The sequence below is a fragment of the Pseudomonas sp. FeS53a genome, assembly GCF_000931385.1.
In the GTDB taxonomy this organism is placed as follows: Bacteria; Pseudomonadota; Gammaproteobacteria; order Pseudomonadales; family Pseudomonadaceae; genus Metapseudomonas; species Metapseudomonas otitidis.
In genome coordinates this window covers 908-13515 of the sequence record NZ_JYFT01000036.1, presented here as the reverse complement: position 1 = coordinate 13515, position 12608 = coordinate 908, and the positions used below count along the sequence as shown (strand labels likewise).

Annotated in this window: 13 protein-coding genes; 10 read left to right on the top strand and 3 right to left on the bottom strand. The window is 68.3% G+C overall.

The window, feature by feature from the left end; genetic code table 11:
- Nucleotides 1–102: 102 nt before the first annotated feature.
- Nucleotides 103–1266: an acetylornithine deacetylase gene (gene argE, locus SZ55_RS10365; RefSeq protein ID WP_044405277.1), complete on the bottom strand. Its 1164-nt coding sequence runs from the start codon at nucleotides 1264–1266 to the stop codon at nucleotides 103–105.
- A gap of 133 nt (nucleotides 1267–1399) precedes the next feature.
- Here argE and SZ55_RS10360 point away from each other — a divergent pair, with 133 nt between their 5' ends.
- The 3 genes from SZ55_RS10360 to argC all read left to right on the top strand — a co-directional run bounded on the left by SZ55_RS10360 (nucleotide 1400) and on the right by argC (nucleotide 4499).
- Nucleotides 1400–2767 carry a CYTH domain-containing protein gene (locus tag SZ55_RS10360; protein ID WP_044405274.1) on the top strand — a complete coding sequence of 456 codons (1368 nt, stop codon included), beginning with the start codon at nucleotides 1400–1402 and terminating at the stop codon, nucleotides 2765–2767.
- Nucleotides 2768–2810: 43 nt separating this feature from the next.
- Nucleotides 2811–3476: a DUF502 domain-containing protein gene (locus tag SZ55_RS10355; protein ID WP_044405272.1), complete on the top strand. Its 666-nt coding sequence runs from the start codon at nucleotides 2811–2813 to the stop codon at nucleotides 3474–3476.
- 75 nt (nucleotides 3477–3551) lie between these two features.
- Nucleotides 3552–4499, top strand: coding sequence for an N-acetyl-gamma-glutamyl-phosphate reductase (argC, locus tag SZ55_RS10350; protein WP_044405268.1), 948 nt, complete (start codon nucleotides 3552–3554; stop codon nucleotides 4497–4499).
- 379 nt (nucleotides 4500–4878) lie between these two features.
- Here argC and SZ55_RS10345 read toward each other — a convergent pair whose 3' ends face one another.
- Nucleotides 4879–5349 carry an Lrp/AsnC family transcriptional regulator gene (locus SZ55_RS10345; RefSeq protein ID WP_044405265.1) on the bottom strand — a complete coding sequence of 157 codons (471 nt, stop codon included), beginning with the start codon at nucleotides 5347–5349 and terminating at the stop codon, nucleotides 4879–4881.
- 126 nt (nucleotides 5350–5475) lie between these two features.
- On the opposite strand from SZ55_RS10345, the gene SZ55_RS10340 reads away from it, so the two are divergent.
- The 7 genes from SZ55_RS10340 (at nucleotide 5476) to aguA (ending at nucleotide 12170) form a co-directional block, all read left to right on the top strand.
- Nucleotides 5476–5808: a hypothetical protein gene (locus SZ55_RS10340; protein ID WP_052807576.1), complete on the top strand. Its 333-nt coding sequence runs from the start codon at nucleotides 5476–5478 to the stop codon at nucleotides 5806–5808.
- 132 nt (nucleotides 5809–5940) lie between these two features.
- Complete coding sequence (locus SZ55_RS10335) at nucleotides 5941–7725, top strand: GspE/PulE family protein (protein ID WP_044405263.1); 1785 nt, start codon at nucleotides 5941–5943, stop codon at nucleotides 7723–7725.
- Between the two features lie 123 nt (nucleotides 7726–7848).
- A complete protein-coding gene (locus tag SZ55_RS10330) occupies nucleotides 7849–8769 on the top strand; it encodes an SPFH domain-containing protein (RefSeq protein WP_044405260.1) in 921 nt (306 codons plus the stop codon).
- Nucleotides 8770–8771: 2 nt separating this feature from the next.
- Nucleotides 8772–9227: an NfeD family protein gene (locus SZ55_RS10325; protein WP_044405257.1), complete on the top strand. Its 456-nt coding sequence runs from the start codon at nucleotides 8772–8774 to the stop codon at nucleotides 9225–9227.
- A gap of 61 nt (nucleotides 9228–9288) precedes the next feature.
- Nucleotides 9289–9933, top strand: coding sequence for a TetR/AcrR family transcriptional regulator (locus SZ55_RS10320; RefSeq protein ID WP_044405254.1), 645 nt, complete (start codon nucleotides 9289–9291; stop codon nucleotides 9931–9933).
- 187 nt (nucleotides 9934–10120) lie between these two features.
- Nucleotides 10121–11002: an N-carbamoylputrescine amidase gene (aguB, locus tag SZ55_RS10315; RefSeq protein ID WP_044405251.1), complete on the top strand. Its 882-nt coding sequence runs from the start codon at nucleotides 10121–10123 to the stop codon at nucleotides 11000–11002.
- Nucleotides 11003–11063: 61 nt separating this feature from the next.
- On the top strand, nucleotides 11064–12170 hold the full coding sequence (gene aguA / locus SZ55_RS10310) for an agmatine deiminase (protein ID WP_044405248.1): 1107 nt from the start codon (nucleotides 11064–11066) through the stop codon (nucleotides 12168–12170).
- Nucleotides 12171–12376: 206 nt separating this feature from the next.
- On the opposite strand, the gene SZ55_RS27990 is transcribed toward aguA, so the two are convergent.
- Nucleotides 12377–12608 (bottom strand): transposase (locus tag SZ55_RS27990; protein WP_152644471.1); only part of this gene is annotated, 232 nt, incomplete at its 5' end.

Genomic DNA, 12608 nt, shown 5'->3' with positions numbered 1-12608 from the left:
GTCATCGCGGCGTTAAAAACCGGCTCAAAATGCTCATTTACCGTACGTAAACTGCGCTTTTTCGCCTGTTTTTGCCTTGCGCTGACGGCCTCGCCTACGTTTTCAGAGGTGCCCTGGTTGGGTTGGGGTGATGCAGTAATGACGGATCAACTGACGCAACAGCGCCACCGTAGGTGCGATCCGTGACAGTTCGAGGTGCTCGTCGGGCTGGTGTGCGCAGGCGATGTCGCCAGGGCCCAGCACCAGGGTCTGGCAGCCGAGGTGCTGAAGATACGGTGCTTCGGTGCCAAAGGCCACCGCTTCTGCGGCATGCCCGGTTAGACGTTCGGCGAGTTGCACCAGCTCGCTGTCGGCCGGCTCCTCGAACGGCGGCACCGCCGGGTAGAGCGGCCGGTAGTCCAGGGACACGCCGTGGCGCTCGGCCACCGGGCGCAGGCGCTGGCCGATGGCCTCGCGCAGCACCTCGGGCTCCATGCCCGGCAAGGGCCGCAGGTCGAACTCCAGGCTGCACTGGCCGCAGATGCGATTGGGGTTGTCGCCGCCGTGGATGCAGCCCAGGTTGAGGGTCGGCCCCGCCACGTTGAACAGCGGGTTGTGGAAGCGCGCCTGCCATTCGCGGCGCAGCGCCAGCAGCTCGCCGATGCCCTCGTGCATGGCCTCCAGGGCGTTGCGGCCCAACGCCGGGTCGGAAGAGTGGCCGCTCTGCCCGAGGATGTCGATGCGCTCCATCATCACGCCCTTGTGCAGGCGGATCGGCTTCAACCCGGTGGGCTCGCCGATCACCGCCGCCCGCGCCAGGGGCCGACCGGCCGCTGCCAGGGCGCGGGCGCCGGACATGGAGCTTTCCTCGTCGCAGGTGGCGAGAACGATCAGCGGCTGGCGTGGCACCTGCCCATCCAGCCCGCGCACCGCTTCGATCACCAGCGGGAAGAAGCCCTTCATGTCGCAGCTGCCCAGGCCGTACCAGCGATCGCCCACCTCGGTGAGGGCGAGCGGGTCGGTCTGCCACAGCGCCGCGTCGAAGGGCACGGTGTCGCTGTGCCCGGCCAGCACCAGTCCGCCGGGGCCGCTGCCCAGGGTGGCCAGCAGGTTGGCCTTGCCCGGCGCCACGGTCTGGATCTCGCAGGTGAAGCCCAGCTCGCCCAGCCAGGCGGCCAGCAGCTCGATGACCGGCAGGTTGGACTGGTCCCAATGGGGCTGGGTGCAACTGACCGAGGGCGCGGCGATCAACGCAGCGAACTGGGTCTTCAGGTCTGGAAGGCGCATGGGGGTTCTCCACCGACGAGCGCCCATCATAGGCAGGCGTCACCGCTGGCGAAACCACCCGGCAGGCCCCGCCGCGCTGCTGTAGACTTCACGCCCTCGACAGCCATCCCGCGCTGCACCAGAAAGTCCGGCCATGCAGAAAGAAACCGAAATCAAGCTCCGCGCCAGCCGCGAGACCCTCGACGCCCTCCGCGACCACCCGCTGCTGAAGAAGCGCATCAAGGGTGGCTGGGAGACCCGCGAACTGTTCAACCAGTACTACGACACCCCCGCCCGCGACCTGGCCCAGGCCCGCGTGGCGCTGCGCATGCGCCGCGACGGCGACCAGTTCATCCAGACCCTGAAGACCCGTGGCCAGAGCGTGGCCGGGCTGTCCGAGCGCAACGAGTGGGACTGGTACCTGCCCAAGGCCAAGCTGGACACCAAGAAGCTCAGCGACGAGTGCTGGCCCGCCAGCCTTGCCGAGCTGGACAAGAAGACCCTGGCCCCGCTGTTCACCACCGACTTCGTGCGCCAGCGCGCCGAAGTGGCCTGGGGCCGTGGCAAGGCCAAGGTGGTGATCGAAGCCGCCCTGGACCTGGGCAAGGTCATCGCCGGCGACCAGGCGGAAGAAATCTGCGAGCTGGAACTGGAGCTGCGCCAGGGCGAGCCCGAGGCCCTGCTGGAGCTGGCCGAGGCCCTGGCCGCCGACCTGCCGCTGATGCCCTGCGACATCAGCAAGGCCGAGCGCGGCTACCGCCTGTATGACGCCCAGAGCTACAGCGTCAGCCTGCCCGCCCCCGAACTCACCTTCGAACAGCCGCTGGACGACACCATCCCCGCCCTCGGCTGGACCCTGCTGGGCAACAGCCAGCGCCTGGCCGAGCAGTACCGCTTCAACGGCCACTGGAAGCTGCTGGCCGACTGGCTGCAGCAACTGGTCGACCTGCGCGCCCTGCTGGGCAGCCTCGGCCAGGCCGCTCCGCGCCCCACCAGCCATGAGCTGCGCCAGGCGCTGGATGCGCTGATCGGCGACTGGCGCCCGGTGGTCAACGCCGGCCAGGACGACGAAAGCGTGCGCCAGGCCGCCCCGGCGCGATTCGCCGAGGAACTGGCCGGCACCCGCTGGGGCCTGTTCTCCCTGAAAGCCTCGCGCTGGCTGCTGGGCCGCAGCTGGACCCAGGGCCGCAACGCCCGCGGCGAGCGCCAGGGCCAGGCAGCCATCGGCCGCTGGCTGCCGCGCCTGCTGGCCGAGGAAGCCGTCGCCCTGCAACTGGACCGCTACCGCCGCCAGCCGGAAGACCTGGCCGAGCAGCTGCCGCGCATCGAGCGCCTGCTGGTCTGGCTGCGCCTGGCCCGTGGCGTGCTGGTGGAAGTACCCGAGGTGGACCGCTGCTTCGGCGAACTGAGCAAGCTCGCCGAACTGGCCGCCCAGCCCCTGGACGACGCCAGCCGTGAAGCCCGCAGCGCCCAAGCCCAGCACCTGCTGACCCTGAAGGGCTGGAAACACCTGCTGAAGTGACACGCCGGCCCGCCACCCCGGGTGGCGGGCCTGGAGCCCCCGCATGTTCAAGCACAGCCTCCGCTCCCTGATCACCACCTGGTTCACCGGCCTGCTGGCCTTGCTGCCGCTGGTCCTGACCCTGGCGCTGCTGGCCTGGATCGTCAGCCTGCTGAACCGCCTGGTGGGCCCCTCCACCCTCATCGGCCAACTGCTCGCCGCCCTCGGCCAGCCGTTCGCCAGCAATCCGGTCCTGGCCTGGTTCGTCGGCACCCTGGTGCTGCTGGGCAGCCTCTACCCCCTGGGCCTCGCCGTGCAGCTGGGCCTGCGCCGGCCGCTGGCCTGGCTGTTCGACCAGACCCTGCGCCGCACCCCGCTGATCGGCAACGTCTACAACGTCGCCGACCGCTTCGTCGGCATGCTCGACAAGGACAAGAACGCCGACATCACCACCATGCAGCCGGTGTGGTGCTTCTTCGGCGGCGACGGCGCCGCCGTGCTGGCACTGCAGCCCAGCTCCGAGCCCATCGAGCTGGAAGGCCGCGCCTACTGCGCCATCCTCGTGCCCACCGCGCCGATCCCGGTGGGCGGCGGGCTGCTCTACGTCCCGGTGGACTGGGTGCGTCCCGCCGACATGGGCGTCGACGCCCTCACCAGCGTCTATGTCTCCATGGGCCTGACGCCCCCGGGCGCCGCCCGCAAGGCCGCCGAGGAACGCCCATCGCCGTGACCTGCGGGCCTGGTTACAATGCACGCCCCATCAGCCCCGGCTGGGGTTCCTTCGTCTTTACCGAGTGAGTCCGCCATGGTTTTCAAAGTGTTCGTAGATGGTCAGGAAGGCACCACCGGCCTCCGGTTGCTCGACTACCTGTCCGGCCGTTCCGACGTGGAGCTGCTGCGCATCGCCGATGACAAGCGCAAGGACCCGGCCGAACGTGCGCGCTTCCTCAACGCCGCCGACGTCGCCTTCCTCTGCCTGCCCGACGTCGCCTCCCGCGAGGCGGTGTCCCTGGTGACCAACCCGAACACCTGCATCATCGACGCCAGCACCGCCTTCCGTACCGACGACAGCTGGGCCTACGGCCTGCCGGAACTGGCCGCCGGCCAGCGCGAGAAGATCCGCACCAGCAAGCGCATCGCCGTCCCCGGCTGCCACGCCAGCGCCTTCATCCTCGCCGTGCGCCCGCTGATCGACGCCGGCCTGCTGCCCGCCGACTACCCGCTCTCGGCCTTCTCCCTCACCGGCTACAGTGGCGGCGGCAAGGGCATGATCGCCCAGTACGAAGCCGGCAATGACGCCAAGCTGATGAGCCCGCGCCCCTACGCCCTGGGCCTGGAGCACAAGCACCTGCCGGAAATGCGCGTCCAGGCTCGCCTGGCCCAGGCACCGGTGTTCAACCCCATCGTCGGCCCCTTCCTCAAGGGCCTGGCCGTGACCGTGCCGCTCTACACCGAGCGCCTGGCACGCAAGGCCAGCGCCGCCGAGATCGCCGAGATCTACCGCCAGCACTACGCCGGCGAGCAGTTCGTGCGGGTGATGCCAGCCGGTGACGAAGGCAACCTCGACGGCGGCTTCTTCGACGTCCAGGGCTGCAACGACACCAACCGCGTCGACCTCTTCGTCTTCGGCTCCGCCGACCGCCTGAACCTGGTCGCCCGCCTGGACAACCTCGGCAAGGGCGCCGCCGGCGCCGCCGTGCAGTGCATGAACGTGCACATCGGCGCCGACGAGGCCACCGGCCTCAACGCCTGACCCGCTGCACAACGAGAAAGGCCGGCCTCTGCCGGCCTTTTTTGTGCCTGCGGGGTTTACATCCAGTAGCCCGGGCTTCAGCCCGGGGATGGTCCGCCCCGCTCCCGGGCTGAAGCCCGGGCTACACGCCAGGTGGACCGATGAAGCGCGGTCCGCCCTACGCACGCCGGCTCATGGGCGGCTCCCGTAGGGGCGAATTCATTCGCCCAAGGACTGCGCAGCAGTCCCGTCCCGTCGAGCACCGTGGGCCCGCCCGGTAGGAGCGAATTCATTCGCGAAAGGGCCGCGCAGCGGTCCCGTCGTGACCTCAAGGGGCGGACCTACGGCCCGCTTGGCGACTGAAGTCGCCCCTACAAGGGTGCCCATGAAGGTTCCAGCACTACCCCTCCACCGGCAAGCAGGTGGTGGACTTGATCTCCGACAGGGCGACGATGGAGTTCACCTCCTGGATGCCCGGCACCATGGACAGCTTCTCGAAGAAGAAGCGCTCATAGGCCTCGATGTCCCGGGTGACGATGCGCAGCATGAAATCCACCGCCCCCATCAGCACATGGCACTCCAGCACTTCCGGGAAGCCGCGCATGGCCTCGGCGAATTCGGTGAGGTTGGAGCGGCCGTGGGCGTTGAGCTTCACCTGGGCGAAGATCTGCGCGTTGAGGCCGATCTTGCGCCGGTCCAGCAGGGTGACCTGGCGACGGATCACCCCCTCCTCCTTGAGCCGCTGGATGCGTCGCCAGCACGGCGACTGGGACAACCCGACGCGCTCGGCGATCTCGGCGGTGGAAAGCCCGGCGTCTTCCTGCAACAGGTCGAGGATGCGGCGGTCGTAGGCGTCCAGCTCCAAAGGCATGTTTTTCCCCTCATCAGGCAATACGGGGAAATTCTATGTGCAAAAAGCCGGATAAGCCCGCGAGATAGGCAGATATTTTGCCGCTTCGGCTGGGAAACTGTGCCCATCCCAACCGGAGCCCCCGCCATGTTCGAACGCGAATCCGCCGCCTGCCAGCCGCTGCCCGCAACCCCGTCCACCGAAGGGACGCGCAGCGACCCCTGGAAGCCCGACGAGGCCCCTCGCCCGCTGCGCTTCGCCGTGCACGCCGCCGCCGAGCCGGACCTGCTGCTGCGCCTGCTCGGTCATTTCGCCCAGTTGCAGGTGCTGCCGCTGCGGGTAGAGGCCCGCCACCTGGACGACGACCTGCGCATCGACGTGGTCCTCACCGACCTGCCGCTGCACCGCGCCGAGGTCATCGCCCGGCGCCTGCGCAGCCAGGTCGGCATCCTCGGCGTGGAGCTGCAGGTTACTGGCTGATCGGTCAGGCTGCCGACCGGGTCACGCAAACAGCTTGGCCCTGGGAGGGTGGTTTCGGGCATCCTTGGCACCCTGCGGGGAAGGCGCATTGACTACGCTTTCCCGTCGGGACTGCACGACCAAGGAGAACGCATGTCGGCTTTCGCATCGGCCGCCCAGGATCGCTGGCTGGATCTCAATGACCTGCTCCGGGAGCTGGTGAACCAGGGCCGGATCGCCCAGGACACCGCCGAGCAATGCCTGGCCATCCGCCGCAGCGCGGTGAACAACCAGCAGCACCCGCTGGAGTTCCTCGCCAGCCAGCAGGTGGACGACCTCAAGCGCCCCGGCCGCAAGCTGGAGCTGGAGACCCTCACCCAGTGGCTGGCCGACTATTGCGGCCAGCCCTACCTGCGCATCGACCCGCTGAAGATCGACGTCGCCGCCGTCACCCCGCTGATGTCCTACGCCTTCGCCCAGCGCCACAAGATCCTCGCCGTGGCGGTGGACAGCGAGAGCGTCACCATCGCCAGCGCCCAGCCCTTCGTGCACAGCTGGGAGAGCAACCTCACCCACGTGCTCAAGCGCCCCATCCGGCGCGTGGTGGCCAACCCCGCCGACCTGCAACGCTTCACCACCGAGTTCTACCGCCTGGCCAAATCGGTCAGCGGCGCCACCGCCGTGGACCAGAAGATCAGCGGCGTGGGCAACTTCGAGCAGCTGCTCAAGCTCGGCGCCAGCGACCAGGAGCCGGACGCCAACGACGCCCACATCGTCAACATCGTCGACTGGCTGTTCCAGTACGCCTACCAGCAGCGCGCCAGCGACATCCACATCGAGCCGCGCCGCGAGCAGGGTACCGTGCGCTTCCGCATCGACGGCGTGCTGCACAACGTCTACCAGTTCCCGCCCCAGGTCACGATGGCCATCGTCAGCCGCCTGAAGAGCCTCGGGCGGATGAACGTGGCCGAGAAGCGCAAGCCCCAGGACGGCCGGGTCAAGACCAAGACCCCGGACGGCGGCGAGGTGGAGCTGCGCCTGTCGACCCTGCCCACCGCCTTCGGCGAGAAGATGGTGATGCGGATCTTCGACCCCGAGGTGCTGCTCAAGAGCTTCGACCAGCTGGGCTTCTCCCAGGACGACCTGAAGCGCTGGCAGAGCATGACCCACCAGCCCAACGGCATCATCCTGGTCACCGGCCCCACCGGTTCGGGCAAGACCACCACGCTCTACACCACGCTCAAGCAGCTGGCCACCAGCGAGGTGAACGTCTGCACCATCGAAGACCCCATCGAGATGATCGAAGGCGCCTTCAACCAGATGCAGGTGCAGCACAACATCGACCTCAGCTTCGCCAGCGGCGTGCGCGCGCTGATGCGCCAGGACCCGGACATCATCATGGTCGGCGAGATCCGCGACCTGGAGACCGCCGAGATGGCCATCCAGGCCGCCCTCACCGGCCACCTGGTGCTCTCCACCCTGCACACCAACGACGCCCCCAGTGCCATCACCCGCCTGCTGGAACTGGGCGTGCCCTACTACCTGCTGCGCGCCACCCTGCTCGGGGTCATGGCCCAGCGCCTGGTGCGCACCCTGTGCCCACACTGCAAGGCACCCATGGAGCTGGAGGAAGAGGACTGGCAGAACCTCACCCGCCCCTGGAGCGCCCCGCTGCCCACCGGCGCGCACCGCGCCGTGGGCTGTCTGGAATGCCGCGACACCGGCTACCGCGGCCGTGCCGGGGTCTACGAGATCATGCTGCTGAGCGACGGCGTGAAAAGCCTGATCACCGCCGACACCGACCTCGTCGCCCTGCGCCGCCAAGCCTTCAAGGACGGCATGCGCAGCCTGCGCCTGTCCGGCGCGCAGAAGATCGCCGCCGGCCAGACCACGGTGGAGGAAGTGCTGCGCGTCACCCCCCAGAGCGAACAGAAATAACCACGGGACTCGGCGGCGCCCCGCGTATTTGCAGGCCACACTGAGCTGTGCAAAGGTGCCGGGCCAACCGACCTGGACCACGGGGCGCAACGCCCCGCCCGACGCACTGCCAAGGAGTACAGCATGGGCATCAGTACCGTCGTCATCCTCTTCGTCGCCCTCGCGGTGGCCATCGTCTTCATGGGGTTCAAGATCGTGCCCCAGGGCTTCGAGTGGACCGTCGAGCGCTTCGGCCGCTACACCACCACCCTCAAGCCCGGCCTGAACATCATCGTCCCGGTGGTGGACCGCATCGGCCGCCGGGTCAACGTCATGGAAAGCGTGCTGGACATCCCCCCGCAGGAAGCCATCAGCGCCGACAACGCCATGGTGCAGATCGACGCCGTGTGCTTCTTCCAGGTGGTCAACACCGCCCAGGCCGCCTATGAGGTGAACAACCTCGAACACGCCATCCGCAATCTGGTGATGACCAACATCCGCACCGTGCTCGGCTCCATGGAGCTGGACGCCATGCTCAGCCAGCGCGACGCCATCAACGAACGCCTGCTGCACACCGTGGATGAAGCCACCGCCCCCTGGGGCGTGAAGGTCACCCGCATCGAGATCAAGGACATCAGCCCGCCCAACGACCTGGTGGAAGCCATGGCCAGCCAGATGAAGGCCGAGCGCCTGAAGCGCGCGCAGATCCTCGAAGCGGAAGGTTCCCGCTCCGCTGCCATCCTCACCGCCGAAGGCCAGAAGCAGGCCGAGATCCTCCGCGCCGAAGGCCAGCGCGCCGCCGCCTTCCTCGAAGCCGAAGCCCGCGAACGGGCCGCCGCCGCCGAAGCCGAGGCCACCCGCGTGGTGTCCAACGCCATCGCCACCGGCAACGTCCAGGCGGTGAACTACTTCGTCGCCCAGAAGTACGTCGAAGCCCTCGGCAACCTGGCCAGCGCCAACAACAGCAAGGTGATCCTCATGCCGCTGGAAGCCAGCCAGGTGATCGGCTCGGTCGGCGGCATCGGCGAGATCGTCAAGGCCACCTTCGGCGACAAGAAGGGCTGAGCATGCTGGCGTACCTGCAGAACCTCGCCTTCTGGGACTGGCTGGCCCTCGGCACCCTGCTGCTGATCCTCGAAGTCTTCGGCGCCGGCGGCTACCTGCTGTGGATCGGCCTGGCCGCCGCCGGGGTCGGTGCCCTGGTGTTCTTCGTGCCGGACCTGCCCTGGCAGGCACAGTTCGTGCTCTTCGGCCTGCTCGCCGTGGCCACCGCCGCCTACTGGTGGCGGCGCCAGCAGGTGGCCGTGCGCGCCTCCGACCAGCCGGGCCTGAACCGCCGCGGCCAGGAGCTGCTGGGCCGGCAGTTCACCCTGTTGCAGGCCATCGAGGGCGGGCGCGGCAAGATCCGCGCCGGCGACTCGGTGTGGCTGGTGGTCGGCCCGGACCTGCCGGCCGGCAGCCACGTCCGCGTGGTCGGCCAGGATGGCGTGCTGCTGAAGGTCGAGCCCGCCCCGGCGGACTGAGCCCCTTGCCCCGGCCCCGGCGGCTGGCGTCCAATAGCGCCTCACCGCCGAGGAGCCGCCGATGTCCCGCCCTGCCACCGCCCGCAAGCCCCGCGCCAGCAGCCAGTTGCGCATCGCCGCCATCCTCGACGCCGCCCGGGGCCTGCTCGCCGAACAGGGCGTGGCAAACCTGTCGATCTACAGCGTCGCCGAGCGGGCGGAGATGCCGCCCTCCTCCGTCTACCACTTCTTCTCCAGCGTCCCGGCGATCCTCGAAGCGCTGACCGCCGACGTCCACGCCGCCTTCCGCGCCAGCCTGCAGCAACCGGTGGACCACGCCGCGCTGCGCAGCTGGCGCGACCTGTCGCGGATCGTCGAGGAGCGCATGCTGGCGATCTACGACGCCGACGCCGCCGCCCGCCAGCTGATCCTCGCCCAGCACGGGCTCACCGAAGTGACCCAGGCCGACCGCCAGCTGGACATCGAGCTGGGCCACCTGATGCACGCCGTGTTCGAACGCCACTTCCCGCTGCCCGCCCTGCCCGAGGACCTGAACGTCTTCTCCCTGGCCATGGAGCTGGGCGACCGCGTCTACGCGCGTTCCGTGCAGCAGCACGGCCACATCACCCCACGCCTGGCCGAGGAAGGCATGCGCGTGTTCGACGCCTACCTGGGGCTCTACCTGCCGCACTGCCTGCCCAAGCGCGACGCCATCCAGGACGCCTGAAAAGCCGATAGTTATCGAGCTAGAAGCCTCTTCACGCTGAGCGAACGCTAAAAATCCCTTTCAAAACGGATTTTTATCGAATATAACGGTGCCATCCGCGCGACTGGACCGCGACCGATCGCACGGAATCCCCCGGAATGCCGATGAATATCCGGCACCGGTCCGCAACCGTTCGACGAGGTGTTCCATGTCCCGCATCGTTACCGTCGCCGCCACCCAGATGGCCTGCTCCTGGGATCGTGCCGCGAATATCGCCAATGCCGAGAAGCTGGTGCGCCAGGCCGCCGCCCAGGGCGCGCAGATCATCCTGATCCAGGAACTGTTCGAGACGCCCTACTTCTGCCAGAAGCCCAACGCCGACTACGCCCAGCTGGCCACCCCGGTGGAGGAGAACGCCGCCATCGCCCACTTCAGCCGGCTCGCCGCCGAACTCAAGGTGGTGCTGCCCATCAGCTTCTTCGAACGCGCCGGCCGTGCCCGCTTCAACAGCATCGCCATCCTCGACGCCGACGGCAGCAACCTCGGCGTCTACCGCAAGAGCCACATCCCGGACGGCCCCGGCTACCACGAGAAGTACTACTTCAACCCCGGCGACACCGGCTTCAAGGTCTGGGACACCGCCTACGCCCGCATCGGCGTCGGCATCTGCTGGGACCAGTGGTTCCCCGAATGCGCCCGCAGCATGGCGCTGATGGGCGCGGAGCTGCTGTTCTACCCCACCGCCATCGGCAGCGAACCCCACGACGCCACCATCACCTCCCGCGACCACTGGCAGCGCGTGCAGCAGGGCCATGCCGGCGCCAACGTCATGCCGCTGATCGCCTCCAATCGCATCGGCCGCGAAGAGCAGGACGGCTACGACATCACCTTCTACGGCTCCTCCTTCATTGCCGATCAGTTCGGCCGCAAGGTGGCTGAACTCGACGAGGTCGAAGAAGGTATCCTTATCCACCGCTTCGACCTCGACGAACTGGAGAAGGTACGCACCGCCTGGGGCGTGTTCCGCGACCGCCGTCCTAACCTGTACTGGCCGATCGCGACCCTCGACGGCGAAACCCTCTCCGAATGACCGACCCGGCGCCGCAGGCCGGCCTCATCAACGGCCTGCGCCCTCCACCAAGGACCGCCCCATGAGCACCCCGATCCGCACGCCCCGCGCCGATGGCTTCCACATGCCCGCCGAGTGGGCGCCCCACACCCGCACCTGGATGGTCTGGCCCGAGCGCCCGGACAACTGGCGCCTCGGCGGCAAGCCCGCCCAGGCCGCCTTCACCGCCGTGGCCAAGGCCATCGCCCGCTTCGAGCCGGTGACCGTGTGCGCCTCCGCCGCCCAGTACGAGAACGCACGCGCGCGCCTGGACGACGCCAACATCCGCGTGGTGGAGATCACCACCGACGACGCCTGGGTGCGTGACACCGGCCCCACCTTCGTCATCGACGACCAGGGCGAAGTGCGCGGCGTGGACTGGGCGTTCAACGCCTGGGGCGGCTTCGACGGCGGCCTCTACTTCCCCTGGCAGCGTGACGACCAGGTGGCCCGCAAGATTCTCGAGATCGAAGGCTGCGCCCGCTACCGCACCGAAGGCTTCGTGCTGGAAGGCGGCTCCATCCACGTCGATGGCGAAGGCACCCTGATCACCACCGAGGAATGCCTGCTCAACCGCAACCGCAACCCGCACCTGAACCGCGAGGAGATCGAAGCGGTGCTGCGCGACCACCTGGCGGTGGACACCATCGTCTGGCTGCCGGATGGCCTCTATAACGACGAGACCGACGGCCATGTGGATAACTTCTGCTGCTACGTGCGCCCGGGCGAAGTGCTGCTGGCCTGGACCGACGACCCGGCCAACCCCAACTACCCGCGCTGCCAGGCCGCAATGAAGGTGCTGGAGCAGGCCCGCGACGCCAAGGGCCGCCAGCTGGTGGTGCACAAGATGCCGATCCCCGGCCCGATCCACGCCACCGAGGAAGAGTGCGCCGGCGTCGACCTGGTGGAAGGCACCCAGGAGCGCGACCCGTCGATCCGCCTGGCGGGCTCCTACGTCAACTTCCTGATCGTCAACGGCGGCATCGTCGCGCCGAAGTTCGACGACCCGAAGGACGCCGAGGCCGAAGCGATCCTCAAGCGCCTGTTCCCGCAGCACGACGTGGTGATGGTGCCCGGCCGCGAGATCCTCCTCGGCGGCGGCAACATCCACTGCATCACCCAGCAGCAGCCGGCACCGCAGAAGCGCTGAGCCACCGCTGGATGAACGAAGCCCCGCGAACGCGGGGCTTTTTCATCCTGGACGAGGCAGCCCCGTGTGGGGAAATGTGCTCCACGCAGGCTGGGTCGGGCGGCGTTCCGCGAGGTACGAAACCCGTCATCGGCGTGCTCCGGACCGCATGGGTTTCGCTCCGCTCTACCCATCCTACGAACCACGCCTCTGTGGGAGATTCCATGTCAATCCGCCGTAGCGACGCGAGGTCGATATGGCTTCTGACTTCTCATCACGGCAAAGGCGATCCTAGCCAGCTTGCGCGCCAGGATGACCAGCGCTTCGGTTCTCTTCAGGCCGCGTTGCAGGTAACCCTGGTAGCAGTCTTTCCAGGCGACGGTGCGGCTGGCTGCCATTGCTGCCGTATAGAGCAGCCGGCGGATTTCCGGATCGCCCTGCTTGGTCAGCTTCCGTCGG

What these genes read in the sequence shown, in the direction of transcription:
- SZ55_RS10325 (WP_044405257.1), top strand. Translation starts at nt 8,772, where the DNA reads ATGCTGGCGTACCTGCAGAACCTCGCCTTCTGGGACTGGCTGGCCCTC.
- aguB (WP_044405251.1), top strand. Translation starts at nt 10,121, where the DNA reads ATGTCCCGCATCGTTACCGTCGCCGCCACCCAGATGGCCTGCTCCTGG.
- argC (WP_044405268.1), top strand. Translation starts at nt 3,552, where the DNA reads ATGGTTTTCAAAGTGTTCGTAGATGGTCAGGAAGGCACCACCGGCCTC.
- SZ55_RS10330 (WP_044405260.1), top strand. Translation starts at nt 7,849, where the DNA reads ATGGGCATCAGTACCGTCGTCATCCTCTTCGTCGCCCTCGCGGTGGCC.
- SZ55_RS10335 (WP_044405263.1), top strand. Translation starts at nt 5,941, where the DNA reads ATGTCGGCTTTCGCATCGGCCGCCCAGGATCGCTGGCTGGATCTCAAT.
- SZ55_RS10355 (WP_044405272.1), top strand. Translation starts at nt 2,811, where the DNA reads ATGTTCAAGCACAGCCTCCGCTCCCTGATCACCACCTGGTTCACCGGC.
- SZ55_RS10320 (WP_044405254.1), top strand. Translation starts at nt 9,289, where the DNA reads ATGTCCCGCCCTGCCACCGCCCGCAAGCCCCGCGCCAGCAGCCAGTTG.
- aguA (WP_044405248.1), top strand. Translation starts at nt 11,064, where the DNA reads ATGAGCACCCCGATCCGCACGCCCCGCGCCGATGGCTTCCACATGCCC.
- argE (WP_044405277.1), bottom strand. Translation starts at nt 1,266, where the DNA reads ATGCGCCTTCCAGACCTGAAGACCCAGTTCGCTGCGTTGATCGCCGCG.
- SZ55_RS10340 (WP_052807576.1), top strand. Translation starts at nt 5,476, where the DNA reads ATGTTCGAACGCGAATCCGCCGCCTGCCAGCCGCTGCCCGCAACCCCG.
- SZ55_RS10360 (WP_044405274.1), top strand. Translation starts at nt 1,400, where the DNA reads ATGCAGAAAGAAACCGAAATCAAGCTCCGCGCCAGCCGCGAGACCCTC.
- SZ55_RS10345 (WP_044405265.1), bottom strand. Translation starts at nt 5,349, where the DNA reads ATGCCTTTGGAGCTGGACGCCTACGACCGCCGCATCCTCGACCTGTTG.